The organism is Paraburkholderia nodosa DSM 21604, assembly GCF_000519185.1.
Taxonomy (GTDB): Bacteria; Pseudomonadota; Gammaproteobacteria; order Burkholderiales; family Burkholderiaceae; genus Paraburkholderia; species Paraburkholderia nodosa.
Map to the genome: position 1 here is coordinate 13,069 of NZ_JAFA01000048.1, position 18,287 is coordinate 31,355.

Annotated in this window: 15 protein-coding genes and 1 riboswitch; of the genes, 5 read left to right on the forward strand and 10 right to left on the reverse strand. The window is 65.3% G+C overall.

Annotated features, from left to right (window positions below):
• Positions 1–58: 58 nt before the first annotated feature.
• The 8 genes from A3CW_RS0138815 to A3CW_RS0138850 form a co-directional block, all read right to left on the reverse strand.
• The gene (locus A3CW_RS0138815; RefSeq protein WP_035515236.1) at positions 59–1,513 is read right to left on the reverse strand and encodes an efflux transporter outer membrane subunit; all 1,455 of its coding nucleotides are present in this window, start codon (positions 1,511–1,513) and stop codon (positions 59–61) included.
• The gene (locus tag A3CW_RS0138820) at positions 1,506–2,723 is read right to left on the reverse strand and encodes an efflux RND transporter periplasmic adaptor subunit (protein WP_028208344.1); all 1,218 of its coding nucleotides are present in this window, start codon (positions 2,721–2,723) and stop codon (positions 1,506–1,508) included. Before A3CW_RS0138820 ends, A3CW_RS0138815 begins: the two co-directional genes overlap by 8 nt.
• Entirely contained in the window at positions 2,713–5,985 is a 3,273-nt protein-coding gene (locus A3CW_RS0138825; RefSeq protein ID WP_028208345.1) for an efflux RND transporter permease subunit, read from the reverse strand. Before A3CW_RS0138825 ends, A3CW_RS0138820 begins: the two co-directional genes overlap by 11 nt.
• Before the next feature lie 203 nt (positions 5,986–6,188).
• Positions 6,189–6,863: a response regulator transcription factor gene (locus A3CW_RS0138830; protein WP_028208346.1), complete on the reverse strand. Its 675-nt coding sequence runs from the start codon at positions 6,861–6,863 to the stop codon at positions 6,189–6,191.
• A 40-nt stretch (positions 6,864–6,903) separates the two neighbouring features.
• The gene (locus tag A3CW_RS0138835; protein WP_028208347.1) at positions 6,904–7,839 is read right to left on the reverse strand and encodes a LysR family transcriptional regulator; all 936 of its coding nucleotides are present in this window, start codon (positions 7,837–7,839) and stop codon (positions 6,904–6,906) included.
• A 129-nt stretch (positions 7,840–7,968) separates the two neighbouring features.
• Complete coding sequence (locus A3CW_RS0138840) at positions 7,969–8,358, reverse strand: hypothetical protein (RefSeq protein WP_028208348.1); 390 nt, start codon at positions 8,356–8,358, stop codon at positions 7,969–7,971.
• Positions 8,359–8,566: 208 nt separating this feature from the next.
• Positions 8,567–10,006 (reverse strand): MFS transporter, encoded by a 1,440-nt coding sequence (locus A3CW_RS0138845; protein ID WP_051482011.1) that lies wholly within the window; start codon positions 10,004–10,006, stop codon positions 8,567–8,569.
• A gap of 45 nt (positions 10,007–10,051) precedes the next feature.
• Positions 10,052–10,654: a TetR/AcrR family transcriptional regulator gene (locus A3CW_RS0138850; protein ID WP_028208350.1), complete on the reverse strand. Its 603-nt coding sequence runs from the start codon at positions 10,652–10,654 to the stop codon at positions 10,052–10,054.
• A gap of 164 nt (positions 10,655–10,818) precedes the next feature.
• Between A3CW_RS0138850 and A3CW_RS0138855 the strand changes: the two genes are divergently transcribed.
• Complete coding sequence (locus tag A3CW_RS0138855) at positions 10,819–11,898, forward strand: HPP family protein (RefSeq protein WP_028208351.1); 1,080 nt, start codon at positions 10,819–10,821, stop codon at positions 11,896–11,898.
• 17 nt (positions 11,899–11,915) lie between these two features.
• On the opposite strand, the gene A3CW_RS0138860 is transcribed toward A3CW_RS0138855, so the two are convergent.
• Together A3CW_RS0138860 and A3CW_RS0138865 are read right to left on the reverse strand one after the other, a co-directional pair.
• Entirely contained in the window at positions 11,916–12,914 is a 999-nt protein-coding gene (locus tag A3CW_RS0138860) for a sodium:calcium antiporter (RefSeq protein ID WP_028208352.1), read from the reverse strand.
• A 176-nt stretch (positions 12,915–13,090) separates the two neighbouring features.
• Positions 13,091–13,195: riboswitch (yybP-ykoY riboswitch) on the reverse strand.
• 72 nt (positions 13,196–13,267) lie between these two features.
• Positions 13,268–14,440 carry a porin gene (locus A3CW_RS0138865; protein WP_028208353.1) on the reverse strand — a complete coding sequence of 391 codons (1,173 nt, stop codon included), beginning with the start codon at positions 14,438–14,440 and terminating at the stop codon, positions 13,268–13,270.
• Positions 14,441–14,890: 450 nt separating this feature from the next.
• Between A3CW_RS0138865 and A3CW_RS0138870 the strand changes: the two genes are divergently transcribed.
• The 4 genes from A3CW_RS0138870 to ugpB all read left to right on the forward strand — a co-directional run bounded on the left by A3CW_RS0138870 (position 14,891) and on the right by ugpB (position 18,187).
• On the forward strand, positions 14,891–15,121 hold the full coding sequence (locus A3CW_RS0138870) for a DUF4148 domain-containing protein (RefSeq protein ID WP_028208354.1): 231 nt from the start codon (positions 14,891–14,893) through the stop codon (positions 15,119–15,121).
• 366 nt (positions 15,122–15,487) lie between these two features.
• The gene (locus A3CW_RS0138875) at positions 15,488–16,171 is read left to right on the forward strand and encodes a class I SAM-dependent methyltransferase (RefSeq protein WP_028208355.1); all 684 of its coding nucleotides are present in this window, start codon (positions 15,488–15,490) and stop codon (positions 16,169–16,171) included.
• A 45-nt stretch (positions 16,172–16,216) separates the two neighbouring features.
• Positions 16,217–16,615, forward strand: coding sequence for a VOC family protein (locus A3CW_RS0138880; RefSeq protein WP_028208356.1), 399 nt, complete (start codon positions 16,217–16,219; stop codon positions 16,613–16,615).
• 225 nt (positions 16,616–16,840) lie between these two features.
• On the forward strand, positions 16,841–18,187 hold the full coding sequence (gene ugpB / locus A3CW_RS0138885) for a sn-glycerol-3-phosphate ABC transporter substrate-binding protein UgpB (protein ID WP_051482012.1): 1,347 nt from the start codon (positions 16,841–16,843) through the stop codon (positions 18,185–18,187).
• The last annotated feature ends 100 nt before the right edge of the window (positions 18,188–18,287 follow it).

Here is an 18,287-nt window from a genome sequence, read left to right on the forward strand (position 1 = left end):
CCGCGCAGAGGCGGGGTTCGGGTGGCGATCAATGCGGCTGGCGCCGCTTCAGGGGCGTTCAGGAAGCCGCTTTGTCCTCGAGCAGATCCTGCGTGCTCCAGCCGCCGCCTATCGCCTGTATGAGGCCCACGGTGGCTTCGAGGCGCCGTGTGTCCAGTTCCAGCGAGGCAATCTGCGTGGAGAGTTCGGTCGTTTGCGCCGTCACGACGTCGAGGTAGCTCACCACGCCGTCGCGGTAGCGCGACATCGAAAGCGTGAGGGTGCGCTGCGCCGCCGTGAGCGCCTCGTCTTCGCGCTGTGCTTCGTCGCCGAGATGGTGCAGCAGCGCGAGGTTGTCTTCGACCTGCTGGAACGCATTGAGTACCGTGGCCTTGTACTGCGCGCCGTTCTCGGCGAGCTTCGCCTGCGCGCCGCGCACGACTGCCGCACGGCGCCCGCCGTCGAAGATCGTCATCATGAGCGTGGGGCCGATCGACCACATCTCGTTGGGCGCGACGATCCACGGCGAGAAGGTGTCGCTCTGGAAGCCGCCGTCGAGGCCGAGTGAAAGATCGGGGAAGAATGCGGCCTTCGCCACGCCGATCTGCGCATTGGAGGCGGCGACGCGCCGCTCCGCTGCAGCGATATCGGGCCGCCGTTGCAGCAGCGCCGATGGTAGTCCCACAGGCAGATTCGGCAAATGCGGGCGCATCGTGTCCGGCGCGACATTGAACTGCGAGGCCGGCACGCCGATGAGCGTGGCGATGGCGTGCTCGTAGAGCGCGCGGCGCGCGCTCACGTCATCGGCTGCGGCCTGCGCCGAGGCGAGCTGCGTTTTCGCGCGCGAGACGTCGAGCGAAGAAGAGATGCCGCCGCGATGGCGGCTCTCGGTCAGCTCCAGCGCGTGACGATAGGCGGCGATGGTGTCGTCGAGCAGCTTCGACTGCTGGTCGAGTCCGAGCAGGTCGAACCAGGTGGTGGCGAGCTTCGCCTGCAGGCTCAGTTGCAGCGAAGCGATATCGGCCTCGCTGGCGACGCTCGAGGCTTCGCCTGCCTTCACCTCGTTGCGCACCTTGCCCCACAGGTCGAGGTCGTAGCCGATACCCACGTCGAGCGTGTTCGAGTTGTACACGTTGGGCTGATCCGAGCCGCGCAGCGGGCGCAGCGCCGACTGGCGCTCGCGCGACACGTTCGCCTCTGCACCGACGGTCGGCAGCAGGGCGGAGCGCGCCTGCGCGACGAGCGCGTCGGCTTCGTCGTGACGCGCGAGCGCTGCCGCGACATTGGGATTCGCCTTCGCAACCTGCGGCTCGAGCTGATTCAACACGGGATCGTCGAACGCGCGCCACCAGCCATCGCGCAGGAGCTCGTCGGCCGGGCGCGCCGTCTGCCAGTCGCCCGTTTCCTTGAAGCGCGTGGGAATGGCCGTGGCGGGCGCGTGATACGTGGGCGCGAACGAGCACGCCGAGAGCAGCAGGGCCGCCGCAAGCGCAACGGCGCGCAACGTGTGCACAGGCACAGACTGCTTAGCCATGCGCACGCTCCGGGTCGTGCATGGCCGCGGTTTGCGCCGATTGCGCGCCTGGCGCGTTAGCGGACGCGAGGCGCACGAGGTCGCCGCTCGCCAGCGAATCCGGAGGATTGTCGATCACACGCTCGCCCGCATGCAGTCCGGAGGTGATCTCCACGCGCGTACCGAGATCGGTGCCGATCGTCACGTCGCGCAACTGCACGTGCTGATGCGCGTCCGCGACGGCGACCTGCATGCCGTGCGCGCGGAAGATCAGCGCGCTTGCGGGCACGAACAGCGCGTGCGCGTCGCCCGGCATCGCGAGGTGGACTTCGGTGTACTCGCCGGGGAAGAGCTGGCCTTGCTTGTTGTCCACGGCGAGCTGCACGAGCATCGTGCCCGAAGCGGGCGAGATCGACTGGTCGGTGTCCACGAGCTTCGCGTCGAACTTTACGCCAGGGCGCTCGGGCACGGTGAGCGTGGCGTGCATGCCCGGCTTGATCGAGGCGGCGTCGCTTTGCGGCACGCTCACGTACACGCGCAACTGGCTCGCATCGGAGACGGTGAAGAGATCGGGGCCGCTGCCGCTGCCGGCGTCGATCAGCGCGCCCACGTCGGTCTTGCGTGCGGTGACGATGCCATCGAACGGGGCCGTGATGCGCTTGAACGATTCGAGCGCCTCGAGCCGCCGCACGTTGGCCTCGTTCGCCTCCACGGTGGCTTGCTTGGCGATCAGGTCGGAAGTTTTCTCGTCGGCCTCCTGCTGCGAGACCGAGTCCTGCTTGAGCATCTCGGTCCAGCGCTTCGCCGTGGTGGCGGCGAGCTTTTCGTTGGCGACGGAGTTCTGCAGATCGGCGCGCGCCTGCTGAAGCTGCTGGTCGAGGTCGGGCGTGTCGATCACGCCGAGCAGTTGGCCCGCCTTTACGTGCGTGCCGATGTCGGCGTACCACGCGTGCAGATAGCCGGACACACGCGCATAGATGGGCGCGTTGATGTAGGCGGCGAGGCGCCCCGGCAGCACGAGCGGCTCCGATGCCGGGCTCGCCTGCGGCTGCACGGTGGCGACGGTCGGAATGGCCTGCGCGTCGGTCCACGTGGCGAGTTCCTGATGCGCGTGAACACGGCTGAAGATGCCGCCGGACACGATGCCGGCCGCCACCATCAACGCGATGGCGGCAGTGGATTTCAGGTGACGCAGCGGCTGCAGCGAGGCGATGTCGATTTCAGTAGACATGGGCTTCTCCCGATTCGAGGGCAGGTTGATCCGTGGATGATTCGTCATGCTTGCTATCGTCATTGCGGCCACTTTCGCCACTTTGGCCCTTGTGCACGAGGCTGAACACCACCGGCACGAACAGCAGCGTCGCGCAGGTCGCGCAGAGCAGGCCGCCGATCACGGCGCGGCCGAGCGGCGCGTTCTGCTCGCCGCCGTCGCCCATGCCGAACGCCATCGGCGCCATTCCGATGATCATGGCGAGTGCGGTCATGAGCACGGGGCGAAAGCGCGTGAAGCCCGCTTCGAGCGCGGCGCGCAGGGCGTCGCCCGTGATGGCGAGACGCTCGCGGGCGAACGACACCACCAGAATGCTGTTCGCGGTCGCCACGCCCATGCAGAGAATCGCGCCTGTGAGCGCCGGCACGGAGAGCGGCGTGTGCGTGGTGAAGAGCATCCAGACGATGCCCGCGAGCGCGGCGGGCAGGGCGCTCACGATCACGAACGCGTCGCTCCACGAGTGGAAGTTCACGACGATCAGCAGATAGATGAGTCCCACCGCACCGGCGAGGCCAAGCAGAAGACCTGTGAACGCGCTGTTCATGGTCTGCACCTGGCCGCGCATGGTGACCGTCGAACCCTTCGGCAGGTCCTTCGCGGTAGCGTGAATCACCTTGTCGATCTGCGCGGAGACGGCGCCGAGATCGAGGCCCTGCGTGGTCGCGTAGATGTCGTAGAGCGGCTCGATGTTGTAGTGCGAGACGACCGCGTCGCTCACGCCGCGCGTGATCGTGGCAATGCCGCCGAGAATCTGCGAACCGCCGCTCTTGCCCGTCACCGGCAGGTTCTGCAAGTCGGAGAGCGTGGTCATGCGGTACTGCGGCGTTTGCGCGACGATGGGGTAGGACACGCCATTCTTCGGATTGAGCCAGTAGGTGGGCGACACCTGGCTCGTGCCCGACAGGCTCGCCACCACGGAATTGGTCACGTCCTGCTCGGTAATGCCGAGTTCGTCGGCGCGCGTGCGGTCAACGGCAACCGTGAGTTGCGGATAAGTCGAAGCCTGCTGGATGCGCGGGTCGGCAATGCCGGGGATCCTCGCGATCCTGTGCAGCAGTTCATTCGCGTAGACCTTGTTCGCGGCCTGGTTCGGTCCGCTCACCTGCACGTCGATCGGCGCGGGCGAACCGAAGTTGAGGATCTGGCTCACGATATCGGCGGGCAGGAAGGAGAACGTCGTGCCCGGAAAGCGGCGCGGCAGTTCCGTACGCAGTTCGCGCACGTACTGCGCGGTGGGCGCGTGCGACTTGGCGAGCGAGATGAGAATGTCGCCATCCTGTGGCCCAATCGTTCCGCTGTTGTTGTAAGTCAGGTTGATGCCACTGTTTGGCAGTCCGATATTGTCGATCACACTCGTGAGCTGGTCAGGCGGAATGGCTTCGCGAACGGTGTCTTCGATATGGTCGAACAGATCGGCGGTTTCCTCCACGCGGGTGCCGATGGGCGCGCGCACGTGCAGTGCGATTTCGCCGGAATCGATATCGGGGAAGAAGTTGCGGCCAAGGAACGGCGTGAGCGCGAACGAAAGTGCGACGATAGCGAGAAAACCCACGACAAAGCGCCGCCGGTTCGTGAGCGCGAGACCGAGCACGACGCGATAGCCCGCGCGCAAGCGTTCGAAGCGGCGCTCGAACGCGCGTTGAAACAGCACGAGCGGATTACGCGTGCGCGGTGCGTGGTCGTGCGCACCATGTGGCGCCATGACGGCGGCCAGTTCGCCCGAGGCGTGACCCTGCGAAGCGTGCGGCTTGAGCAGGTAGCGCGCCATCATCGGCACGAAGGTGCGCGAGAGTACGAACGAGGCGATCATCGCGAAGATCACGGCTTCCGCCATCGGCACGAAAAGGAAGCGCGCAATGCCGTCGAGCAGCAGCATCGGCACGAAGACGATGCAGATGCAAAGCAGCGAAACGAGCGCCGGCATGACGATTTGCGCCGCGCCGTCGAGGATCGCGCTGCGCACGTCCTTGCCCTGCTCGAGGTGCCAGTTGATGTTTTCGATCGTGACCGTGGCGTCGTCCACGAGTATGCCGACCGCGAGCGCGAGGCCGCCTAGCGTCATCACGTTGAGCGTTTCGCCGCACGCGGCGAGCCCTGCGATCGCGGCGAGCACGGCGAGCGGAATCGAGGCCGCGATGATGAGCGTCGAGCGCCAGCTGCCGAGAAACAGCAGGATCATCGCCGAGGTCAGCGCGGCCGCAATCACGCCTTCGCGCGCCACGCCGCTGACCGCGCCCTTCACGAACACCGACTGGTCCGAGAGCGCCACGAGCTTGAGCCCCGGCGGCAACGACTGCTCGATGAGCGGCAGCTTCGCCTTCACGCAGGCAATGATGTCGAGTGTCGAAGCCGAGCCGTTCTTCATGATACTCATGAGCACGGCACGGTGGCCGTCCACGCGCACGATGTTGCTTTGCGGCGGATAGCCGTCGCGCACGTGGGCCACGTCGCGCATATAGATCACGGTGCCGTCCGCGGTCTTGATGGGCAGCGCGTTGAGCTGATCGATCGTGAGCGGACTGTTGTTCAGGCGTACGTTGTACTCATAGCGGCCGATTTTCTGCGTACCGGCGGGAATGATCTGGTTCTGCTGCGCGAGCGCGGTCGCCACGTCCTGCGCCGACAGCTTCTTCGCCTGCAGCGCTTGTGGGTCGAGGTCGATCTGCACCTCGCGCACCTTGCCGCCGTAAGGCGTGGGAATGGCGACGCCCGCCACCGAAAGCAGTTGCGGACGGATGAAGTTGGTCGCGTAGTCCGCGAGCTTCTGCTCGTCGAGCGTATTGCTCGTGAGCGCGAGCTGCAGCACCGGCACCGTGGACGCGTTGTAGTTGAGGATCTGCGGCGGCGTGGTGCCTGGCGGCATCTGCTTGAGCACCGTTTGCGAAACCGAGGTGACCTGCGCGGTGGCCGTGCGGATATCGACCGTCGGCTGGAAGAAGATCTTCACGACGCCGTAGCCGCGAAACGACTGCGACTCGATATGCGCCACGTCGTTGACGGTGGTGCCGAGCGTGCGCTCGTAATAGCTGACGATGCGGCCCGCCATGTCGTCGGGCTGCAGGCCAGCGTAGTTCCACACGACACTGATCACGGGAATGCGGATGTCGGGAAAGATGTCGGTAGGCGTGCGTAACGCCGCGAGCGGGCCCGCGATCAGGATCAGGAGGGCCAGCACGATGAACGTATACGGACGGTTCAAGGCTAGCCGGACGATTTTCAGCATCAGATGGGGCTCCGTTCAGGACATCGGCGCCAAGCCGCGCGCCACGCGTGGGTGCAGCCGACGCCGGTATTGTGTCGGGCGCGTCCTAACACGCGGGAGCCAGGCAAATGAAAAAAGATTTAGCCGTGCGCCGGTTTCGTGAATCTCGAAGGATTCCGAAATGAAACGCAGCAGAGAGCGCGGCAGCAATTAAGTGGATTGCGTCAACCGAGCAGATAACCCGAACCGCGTATCGTGCGGATGAGCGAGGGTTGGCCGGGTGTGTCCACGCGGTTGCGCAGGCGTCCCACGTGCACGTCCACGAGATTGGTGCCGGGGTCGAAGCGGCCGCCCCACACACCTTCGAAGATCATGGTGCGCGTGAGCACCTGGCCCGCATGGCGCATCATGAATTCGAGCACGCGCAACTCGGTGGGACGCAGGCGCAGCACCTTGTCGCGGCAACTGAGGCGGCGCTTGACGAGATCGAGTTCGAGCGGGCCCACGCGAAGCACGGTTTCCGTCGTGGCAGGGCGCGTGCGTCGGCGCACTAGCGCTTCGACACGGGCGGACATCTCGTCGATCGAAAACGGCCGTGTGAGGTAGTCGTCGCAGCCGGCCCGCAGGCCCTGGATGCGTTCCTCCACGCTGGTGGTCGAACTCATCACGATCACGGGTGTTTCGATCCCCACGCCACGCATGGTGGTGACGATCGTGAGACCGTCGAGGTCGGGCAGGCGCCGCTCGAGCGCGACGACGTCGTAGTCGCCCGCCATCACCATCGCAATGCCTTCGCGGCCCGAGCGGGCAACGTCGACGGTGAAGCCGGTCGAGGCGAGCGTGGGCACGACGCTGCGCTCGGTCACGGCGTCGTCTTCAATGGTTAGTATTCTGGGCATGGCTTTGCACGCGTGGTGACGAAAGGAACGGGAAGCTGCATCAGGCAACGGCGCGCAGCGGTGCCGGCGCGGACCGCGTCTGCGCCGCATTCGTGCGGAACTGCTCAACGGCGAAGTCGATGAAACTGCGGATCTTCATCGTGAGGTAATTGCGGCCGGAATAGACGATCGAGATGTGCTGCATGCCGCCGTTCACGTCGAACGCGTTGAGCACGGGCAGGAGTGCACCGCGCGCGAGGTCGTCGGCGACGAGAGGTAGCGGCAGCAGCGCGATGCCCATGTCCGCGAGCGCGGCGGCGCGTACGGTTGCGTAGCCGTTGGCCGTCATCGGGCCGTTCACGTTGATGCGCTGCACGCCCTCGGCGTTCGAGAACTCCCAGTGGCGCGGCGCATCGGAAACCGCGAGCAGGCCGTGCCCGACCAGTTCGGCGGGATCGCGCGGCATGCCGTGGCGCGCGAGCCAGGCGGGCGTGGCCACGAGCATCTCCTTGATCGAAGTGAGCTTGCGGCTCACGAGCGAGGCGTTCACGCTCTGGCGGTCGGTCGCGAAGCACACGTCGAAGCCGCCTTCGATCAGGTCGATGTGCGTGTCGTACGCCGTCACGTCGAATTCCACGCGCGGGTTGACCGCGCGATACGCGCCGAGCACCGCGGGCAGTCCCGAGCTTGCAAACACGGCGGGCGCGGCGATGCGCAGCACGCCGCTAGGGTCGCGCGTGGCGCGCACGAGTTCCGATTCGACTTCATCGAGCTTCTCGATCACGGCGCGACAGCCATCCAGATAGAGGCGTCCGGCTTCGGTGAGCGAAAGGCTGCGCGTGGAGCGGTTCAGGAGGCGCATGTTCAGATGCGCTTCGAGCATGCCGACGCTGCGCGTGACGGCCGCGGCCGACATGCCGAGCTGCTTGCCGGCAAGGTTGAAGCTGCTCAGATCGACGACGCGCGTAAAGACGCGCATGGCTTGGAGCTGGTTCATGGGCGATAGTCCTGGGCAGACGCGCCGCCACGAGGGCGAGCGCGGACATCGACGCCGCGCATGGCGGCGACGCTTCATCCACGCTTTGGGCGTGGTCAGACGGGAAGAATGAGTAGGCCGGCAGCGCGCCTAATTAGGCAGCGCCTGCGCATAGGCATGCGCGTCGCGCTGCGCGGCGGCTTCGTGCGCCGAGAGGGCGGCCTTGAGCCGATGCATGCTTTCGGTGGGAATGGCGAAACCCGCCCAGCCGAGTCCGGTATGGCGCAGGAACACCACGGTGCCGTCGAAGAGCGGATTGCGTTCCGTGTACCAGCACGGATCGATCTCGAGCACGTATTGATGCGAGCGCAAAGGCTGCTCGGGTACGGCTGGCTGCATGAGCGCGCGCAGCTTGCTGAGTTCTTCGATCAGACCATCCACATCGGGCGCGTCGAGCAGGGCGGCTTGACCGCTCACCTTCACGCACACCGCGTGCTGGCCGTATTCGTTGACGAGTTCGATCGACATCGGCTTTTGCATATTGCGTTCCTCGCAGTGCTGAAACTGGAAGGCATTATCGGTGCCCAATCGGAACGCATGCTTTAAGTTGCGGCGCACTCCAGATGAAAACAAATTTAGAAAGCGACGATTCGCTTTCCCGTCACGGCGGCATGGCGCGCAGGCCGTGTTAATAGCGCAACCCGACCGATGGCCATCGTTTCATGCAGTGCGATGGGAGCGCTTAAACTTATACGTGCTGTTTGCGCAATTGCGCCACGTGATTGTTGCGCCCGCCGGCGAGAAACGCTGCGATGAAAAGCAGAATGCCAATAATCGCAACGGTCGTCGCAAACGCACGAGCCACGTGTGCGCTGCCCGAATCCGGCCCGGCAAGCGCGAAAAACAAGCCACCGAGCAGCGCCACGGCGAGCGCAGCACTCACCTGCAAAACCGAGCTGACGAGCCCGGCGGCAAGACCGGACCAGCGTCGATCGACACATTCGACGTTGCGCCTGACGAGTGCGGGCAGCGCCACGCCCTGGCCGAAGCCGATCAGAAAGAGCGACGCGCTCAGTGCGTGCAGATGTTCATCGTGAACAAGAATGGCAGTCCAAAGTAATCCGCAACCTTCGATTGCCATGCCGGCCGCTGCCGCACGATGCCCGAACTGGCGCGCGATCAGCGGATTGAGCAGCGGCCCGATCAGAAAGCCGACGCCCAGGGGGAGAATACGCAATCCGACTTCGAGCGGCGCGAGCCCGAGCGCACGCTGCACGTAGATCGCGAACATCATGAAGAACGGTGCGAGCGAATAGAAGAAGAGCGTGGCAACGAGCCCGCGCACGAGACCAGGGGCGGCGAAGATGACGGGCGGCACGAGCGCATCGCGCCCGGCGTTCGCGACGCGCGCCTCGTAGCGCCAGAAGATCGCGAACAGGGGCGCGGTGGCTATGAGCAACACCCACGTCCAGACCGGCCAGCCGCGCTCGCGACCTTCGATCAGCGGCACGACGAGCGCAGTCAGCGCGGCGGCGAGCAGGAGCATGCCGCCGGGATCGAGCTTCGCGGGGTGGTCCGAGCGGCTTTCACGCACGAGCCAGTACGCCGCAGGCGCGGCCGCCATTACAACAGGCAGGTTGATGAGAAAAATGCTGCGCCAGCCCAGTCCGAATACGTTGGCCGAAACGAGCACCCCGCCGAGCGCCTGGCCGGCGACCGCCGCGATCCCATAAGCCGCTCCAAAAAGGCTGAGCGCAAGCCCCTTCTGATGCGCCGGAAAGAGCGCGTGGATCGACGCTAGCGCCTGGGGCGCCATGATGGCCGCGGCGGCGCCCTGGAGGATGCGTCCCGTCACCAGCGCAGCGGGCGAACTGGCGAACCCGCAAACGGCCGAGGCTGCCGCGAACGCAAGGATGCCCACGACAAAGACGCGCCGCCGCCCGTACAGGTCGCCGAGCCGGCCGCCCGTAATGAGAAAGATCGCATAGGTCGCCGCATAGGCCGAAATCACCAGTTGCGCGATGGCGGCGCTGGCATGCAGATCGGCCTGCATCGACGGCAGCGCTACGTTGACGATGAAGAAGTCGAGCGGCGGCAACAGCGTGCCCATCAGCAGCACCGTCAATGCCCACCAGGTGCGCGCGCCCACTCGCGTGGGCGGCAATTCCACAGTCGAAAGGTTCGTCATGCGACCTCTATATGGAACCAGTCAGTTCCCAATTAACCAAAAAAACTAGCGGATGGCGCCCAGCGCGATTTCAGCAATTGCATCTATCGCGTCCTCGCCGGCGTCGGTCTTGCCTAGCACGCGCATGCCTTCGATTGTGCAGAGCAGGAAGCGCGCGAGATCGTCGGCATTCTGGTCGGCGGCCAGTTCGCCCGTTGCCTGGCCACGCCGGATCGCGCTGGCGAGCAGCGCCTGCATGCGCGTGAACATGTCTGTCACGCGGGCTTTCACTTCGGCGTCGAAGGGCAAGCACTCGGTGGCGGCGGCCGTCACCGGGCAGCCCGCAAGCCCTTCGAGGCCGGCGGAAAGGCGCACGTAATGACGCAGCGCCTCGCGCAGCGCGGTGCGCGCCGAGGCGTGCCGGAGGTTGCGCGTGAGCCGCGCGATACCGCGCTCGGTATAGAAGTCGAGCGCCGCGAGAAAGAGCTGATGCTTGTCGCCGAACGCCTTATAGAGGCTGCCGCGCGAGAGTTGCGTCCCTTCGATCAGGTCGGGCAGCGATGTTGCGGCATAGCCGCGCGCGCGAAATACCTCGAGCGCGTTCTGCACGACTTCCTGCTCGTCGAATTCGCGTGGACGGCCGGGGCCAGAACGGGTATCGGATTTCATGTCGTCATTCTAGACCAAACGATTCCGAATTGCCGGGAAAAATGCGCGCGGCGAATCCAAACATGCATACAGGATGAATTATATGTACGCACAGAAATATCAATTGTTGATATTTGACGCGCGTCGGTAATCTGGCCGACATACCGACCAGCAAGCCCCTGGATATGTCCCGCACCGCGATCATCGAATGGTTGACGAGTTTCGTGCCCAACCCGGCCGCGCCACAATGGCAGGAGCGGGGGCGGCGTTGCGGCGGTGCGCTGATCGGCATCGCCTTCACGGGACTCGCCACTCACTTGATGTTCGGTGCCGCGGGCGATATCCCGCTGCTCGTGGCGCCCATGGGCGCTTCTGCTGTGCTGCTGTTCGGCGCGTCGGACAGCCCGCTTGCCCAGCCGTGGTCGATTCTCGGCGGCAACTTCGTCTCTGCGCTGGTGGGCGTGGCGTGCGCGCAATGGATCGCGTCGCCGGTTGCGGCGGCTTCCGTGGCGGTGGCGCTCGCCATCTGCGCAATGTTCCTGTGCCGCTGCGTGCATCCGCCTTCAGGCGCGGTCGCGCTGACCGCCGTGCTCGGCGGCCCGGCTGTTCATGCGCTCGGCTTTCATTTCGTGCTCGCGCCGATCGCGTTCCAGTCCGTTGCGTTGCTCAGTGCGGCGCTCGCCTTCCACGCGCTGACCGGGCATCGCTATCCGCGCGCTGCGTTTCGTCCCATGCCAGAGGCCGCTGCCGCGCCGCTTGCCGCGCTCTCGCACCATCTACTGGAGCCGCTGGATTTTCCGCAAAAATCGTTCGAACAACTAACTTGCGAGGAAATCATGTCGATTGGCTGTCCCGCCGTGCCCGCGACAATGGGCGCGCGGGCGGCGCATGAAATGTTCCGCCGCCACGGTGCTTCGACGCTGCCCGTGGTCGACGCGATGGACCGCGTGGTCGGCGTCGTCACGCATCACGCGCTCGGCGACCTTGCGCCGGCGGCGGGCCTCAAGCGATGGTGGAACACGCTGCGCCGCGCGCTGCTGCGCGAGTCGGCGCGCGTGGAAGAAACGGTGGAAGCCGTGATGGCAGCCGGCGTGCACGCGGTCCATCGGGCCACGCCGCTCGCGCATCTGGTGCCGATCTTCATCGAGCATGCCTACCACGACATTCCGGTGATGGACGATGCGCGGCGGCTGGTCGGCGTGGTCAAGCATTCGGACATGATCCGCTGGCTCCATCACCACGCAGGCGCCGCCGCGGCAGCCTGAGTTTGCTCAGAACCGCGTCACACCACGAACAGCAACGCCGCGAACACCGCATACAGCCAGCCGACATGCGTGAGCTGACGGCTGCGCACCTTCGGCGCGCGAAACGCCCATTGCAGGATCAGGATGGCGACCATGGTCGTCACGGCCGCGAGAATCGCAGGCGTGCCGAGATGCCACGGCGTGAAGAAGAGGCCGAACGCCGTGGGAATGGTGGCCTGAATCATCATCGCGCCGCTGATGTTCGCCAGTGCCAGCCGCTCCTTGCCCTGGCGCACCCAGATGATCGCGTTCATGATCTCGGGCAGCTCGGTGGCGATCGGGCTGAACAACACGGCGGTCAACTGCGGGCTCAGGCCGAGCCATGGCCCCACGGCGCCGATCTGCTGCACGAACAGATGCGAGGCCGCGAAGATCACCGCGAGCGCGCCCAGCGTCTGCAGCACAATCCACACCATGGCCGGATTGTCGTCGTGCGGGCGCAGCTTCAGTGGTTCGAGATCGCCTTCCACCTCGCCGCTATCTTCAGCGGAAAGCTCCTTCCAGCAGTAGAACGCGTAGGCCGCGAGAAACGCGATCCCCAGTAACGGCTTGAAGCTGAACACCACGAGCCCGAGCGCGATCTTCGCGACGAAGATTGCGAGGAACCATAGCTGGTCGCGGCGCAGACGGCGCGTATTCACGTCGACGGTGGCCGCGCGCTCGCGGCCCACGCGCTTCGCTGTCGCAAGCAACGCGAAGCCCACCACGGCATAGGCGATCGTGCTGAGCGCGAGCGGCCCGCCAATCGCGGCGCCTATGCCAATCTCCTTGTGCGCGGGATCGCCGCCGAAAGCGACGGCAACGAGAGTAACCACGCTCTCGGGCAGCGCCGTGCCGAACGCAGCGAGGATCGTGCCGGTGGCGGTTTGCGTGACCTTGAGCTTGTGGCCGAGCCATTCGACGCTATTAACGAAGGTCTCGCAGGACAAGTAGATGATGCCGGCCGCGGCAATGAGCAAGGCGAACGTCAAGATCATGACGAACGCTCCGTGGCGCAAATGAAGAGGAGTTGCGGGGCGAGACGAGTCATTGTTTTTGCCGTGATGTGCGAGCCGGGCACCGAAACCATGACGCTTCCCTTCGCCCGGCCCGGGTGAAAGGGAAAACGTCATAGGTCTCGTCAGGCCGCGCAATTGCAGCGATTCGCTGCAATGATCCGCAATACGGCTGCCGGCGCCATGGTGCAGGGGCACCAATTATGTTGACGGCGGCGCAACGCCAAAGCAGGCGTTGCAGACTACTCCCCTAAGACAGGGGGCGATTATAGCCGAAGTTCAAGGCGGCGAGCGATTTCCGGCGCGCCCGCCGCGCTCGCTTCACGCGAAGCGAATCAGAACTTGTGACGCAGCCCGACCATCACCATCGCCTGCTTGTCGTTGGTCGCATCGTTGCCGAAGTCGCCGAACGAGGCGACCGCGTCGACGAGCTCGCCCGTGTCCGCGTCGATCGTTTTGCCCGACGCCTTCTGGTAGCCCGCGAGCGCGTAGATATCGGTGCGCTTCGAGAGGAAGTAGTCGCCGCCCAGGCTGAACTGGTTGTAGCTCGCGTCCACGCCGTTGCCGTGACCCTTCGTGTAGTTGTAGCCGAAGCCCACGAGCGCCACCGGTGTGACCTGATAGTTGATGAAGGCCTGGCCCGTGTTGAACTTCGTGTTGCTGTTCGCGCCGTACGCGCTCTGATAGTTCGCGTACTCGACATTGCTGTACGCCAGACCCGCCGTCACCGGCCCATACGTGTAGTCGCCGGCCGCGCGAATGATCTGCAGCGAATTTGCGGAGACGAAGCCGCCCGTAATGGCGGCGGAATCCACGTTGACGTCGGTGTTCGGATTCAGGCCATCGAACGTCGCGGCCGTGCCGCCGTTACTGTTGGCCTTGAAATAGCCCGCGCCGAAGCCGAACGGGCCATGGTTGTACGCGGCCGCCACGGCCCACGTCTGGCCCGCGCCGGTGCTGCCCGGCTGGCCGCCGAACGCGTACATCGCGCTCATCTGCAGGCCGCCGAAGTTGGGGCTCGCATACTTGATCGAGTTGCTGGTGCGGTAGCTGTTGTCGTAGTTGTCCATGTCGCCGGGCGTGGCGAACGCGGAGCCGAATGCGCCGTCGTTGGTGAGTGGCTGCAACAGGTCGATGAGCGGATCGTACTGGCGGCCGAGCGTGACGGTGCCCGCCGTGCTCGAATTCAGGCCGACCATGGCTGTGCGGCCGAACAGGCGGCCGCCCTGGCCCTGCTTGCCGTTGTCGACGTTGAAGCCGCTTTCGAGCTTGAAGATCGCCGAAAGGCCGTTGCCGAGGTCCTCGGTGCCACGCAGGCCCCAGAGGTTCGGCGACATATTGCCGGACATCATCTGGAACGTACCGCCCGAGCCGTTCTTGCCTTGCTGGTTGCCGAACCAGGCAACCGAGGTGTCGAGCGAGCCGTAGAGCGTCACGCTGCTTTGCGCGTGAGCGATGGAGACAAACGATGCCAGTGCGAAGGCGGCGGCGAGAGCGGTTCTTTTCATTGAATGGTCTTCGTTGATGAGTGGCATGGGTGAGAGTGAAATCGCGGCGCGCGAAGGCACGCTAAGGCGCGGCTTTGCCGACGGCCCCGAAATTCAGCGGCGATTATGCGTAACGCCTTCCGTGGACGAATTTGAAAAGCGGAAAGACTGAGTTTCAGAAATCGCATGAGCGCGAAGGCGCCGCCAGTGCGGATTCACAAGGCTACGACCAGCGCTGGCGTTGTTTTTTCGCGGCGCATTTTCGCAGTTGATAAGAATCTCTAACTAAATATCGCGACCGATATTGACTCGTGACCGATTAAACATTTCTTCATTTTCGTGCGGATGTTTGGCGAAAGTCGCACCTCTATCCTTGCCTCACGAGTCGCAACCCGATTCGATGCCGGAACGGGCAACGCTTCCGGCCATGACCGATAGCCCCGGCCCGCGAGGCCGCACAGGAGAAACGAGGTGAGGATATTCAAGAGCGGCGCGTGCGCCGCAATCATGCTGTCGATATCGGCGCTCGCGCATGCCCAGGCGGCGAGCGCACCGCAGGTGAGCGTGCAGCAGCTGGCGAGCGCACAAGTCCCGCAGGCCGACGCGCCAGTCACGCGCGCACAGGTGCGCCACGAACTGGTGCAGGCCGAACGCGACGGGCAGCTCCAGACGCTCGATCGCACGCTGTACGCGCATCACTGACGCGCCGGTGCAGCGTTGCCGTCGCGGCGAACCAGGCCGCGCGCCGTGACGGAACCTCGCATCGCGGCCAGTCAACGTCGGCTCATTCCATCCCATTCATGAAATCACGCATTCTTTCTTATGTGTTGCGCGCCGCGCTATGCGTTACGGTCGCCGCTGCCTTCTCCGGATGCGCGAACCTGCATCCGCGGCCCAACGGTCCCGGCGATTGCGTCGGGCCGGCCGGCTTCTGCGTGCCGTTCTTCGGTTCATAGTTCGCGAGGCCGGTCTTCTGCAGCCGTGTTCGCGCGCCGCTCCGGGAGTCCGGCGGCGCGCATAATACGCGTTCGGATGGCACAGCCACGATCCACGTCTACCAGGAGACCCATGAGCCGCGAGATCCGCACCGACGACGAAGTTCTCGCCTCATGGCAGCGTAACGCGACGCCCTGGATCGCCGCCGTGCGCGGCGGCGAGATCGCGAGCCGCCGGCTCGTGACCGACGCAGCGGTGCTCGACGCCGTGCTCGCGAGCGCGCCGCGCAGCGTGATCGATCTCGGCTGCGGCGAAGGCTGGCTCGCGCTGGCGCTCGCGCGCCGCGGTGTCGCTGTCACGGGCGTGGACGCGGTGCCCGAACTCGTGGCGGCCGCACGCGCGGCGGGGCTCGCGGACTGCCGCCTGCTAACCTACGAGCAGGTCGCGCAGGGCGCATTACCCTGCCGCGCCGATGCGGTGGTGTGCAACTTTTCGCTCATCGGTTCGACCTGCGTCGATGCTCTGCTGCGCGCGGTGCCCGCGTTGCTGGAGCCGCAAGGCACGCTCGTCGTGCAGACGCTGCATCCGCTCATGGCATGCGGCGACGAACCTTATGTCGACGGCTGGCGCGCCGGATCGTGGGCCGGATTCAGCAGTGCGTTTCGCGACGCGCCGCCGTGGTACTTTCGTACGCTCGAAAGCTGGATCGCATTGCTCGACGTGAGCGGCCTCGACTTGCGCGCGCTGCGCGAGCCACTCGACCCGCGCAGCGGCAAGCCGGCTTCCGTGCTGTTCATGGCGCAACCGCGCGGTTGACACCACCCCGCGCGCCGCTGCAAACGAGGAGGCAAAACGATGGCGATGATTTCTCACGTGTACATCGGCGTGAACGATTTCGAGCAGGCGTTTACGTTCTATTCCCCCATCATGCAGGCGCTGGGCTTCGTGCTGAAATTCCGCGAGCCCGACTACCCCTGGGCGGGCTGGATGGAGCCGGGCGTGCCGCGTCCGCTCTTCCTCGTCGGCCGGCCGTGGGACGGCAACGCCGCGCAACCCGGCAACGGCCAGATGGTCGCGCTGCTCGCGCCTTCGCGCGTGGCAGTCGACGCCGCTTATGCTGCCGCGCTCGCGCACGGCGGCGCCGATGAGGGCGCGCCCGGCTTGCGCCCGCACTATCACCCGAACTACTACGGCGCGTACTTTCGCGACCCCGAGGGCAACAAGCTCTGCGTCTGTTGCCACGATCCCGCGGACCATTGATACCGCGCGGCAAGCCATCACACGGGCGTCCCATTCGCTGTGCTACCCTTGCCCTGCCTTGGGCCGAGGGTGCTGTGCGCGTGTGCGAACGACCGCCGGCGGACGGCCCGATGTATCGAAGCCGAAAAGCGAAGCCGAAAATCGAAGTCCTGAACCAAAGTCCCGAGCCGCGCCTTTTAGCGCGCATGCGCCGGGACAACGACCAATAACAGGAAGAAGACCCAGATGAAAAAGCACGAGATACAACGCGCAGGTTCGCGCGGCCGCTTGCGCGCGCTGATCGCCGCCGTGGTGCTGGCGGGCGGCGCGCAAGCCGCGCATGCCGCCACGGAAATCCAGTTCTGGCATGCCATGGAGTCCGAACTCGGCGAGCGCGTGAACGCGATCGCGCAGCAATTCAACGCGTCGCAGAGTGAATACAAGATCGTGCCCGTCTTCAAGGGCACCTACGACCAGACGCTCGCCGCCGGCATCGCGGCCTATCGCAGCGGCGACGCACCCGCCATCCTGCAGGTGTACGAAGTCGGCACCGCCACGATGATGAACGCGAAAAAGGCCGTGCTGCCCGTGTCCGACGTGATGAAGACCGCCGGCGTGCCGCTCGACGAAAAGGCGTTCGTGCCGACCATCGCGAGCTACTACAGCGACGCGAAGACGGGCCATCTGGTGTCGATGCCGTTCAATAGTTCGACCCCGGTGCTCTACTACAATCGCGACGCCTTCAAGAAGGCCGGCCTGCCCGACGCGCCGCCGAGAACGTGGCCCGAAGTCGCCGAAGCCGCCGCGAAGCTCAAGGCATCGGGCATGAGCTGCGGCTTTACCACCGGCTGGCAGGGCTGGATCCAGATCGAGAACTACAGCGCGTGGCATGGCGCACCGATCGCGACGCGCAACAACGGCTTTGACGGGCTCGACGCGCAACTCGAAATCAACAAGCCGCTGCAGGTCGCGCACATCGCCTTCCTGCAGAACATGGCGAAGCAGGGCACCTTCACCTATGTGGGCCGCAAGGACGAAGCCACGGCCAAGTTCTATAGCGGCGACTGCGGCATCATGATGGGCTCGTCGGGCGCGCTGGCGAACGTGCAGCAATATGCGAAGTTCAAGTTCGGCACCGGCATGATGCCGTACGACCCGAGCGTGAAGGGCGCGCCGCAGAACGCCATCATCGGCGGTGCGAGCCTGTGGGTGCTGGGCGGCAAGAACCCCGAGGTCTACAAGGGCGTGGCGAAGTTCCTCGCGTACCTGAGCTCGCCGGCCGTTGCCGCGAAGTGGCATCAGGACACGGGCTATCTGCCGGTGACGAAGGCCGCGTACGAACTCACGCAGCAACAGGGTTTCTACGCGTCGCATCCGGGCGCCGACACGGCCACGAAGCAGATGCTCAACAAGCCGCCGCTGCCGTGGACCAAGGGCCTGCGCCTTGGCAACATGCCCCAGATCCGCACGATCGTGGACGAGGAACTCGAACAGGTGTGGACGGGCGCCAAGACGCCGCAGCAGGCGCTCGACTCGGCCAACTCGCGCGGCAACGACCTGCTCAGGCGTTTCGAGCAGCAGGCGGCGAACTGACGCTCCAACGCTAGTGAACTGATCCGATGCCGCGGGCGAGGCATCGGGCTGCGCCCCAAAAGGCCGACGCCAGTCCGGTCTTTTGGGGCGCTTGGCTTTC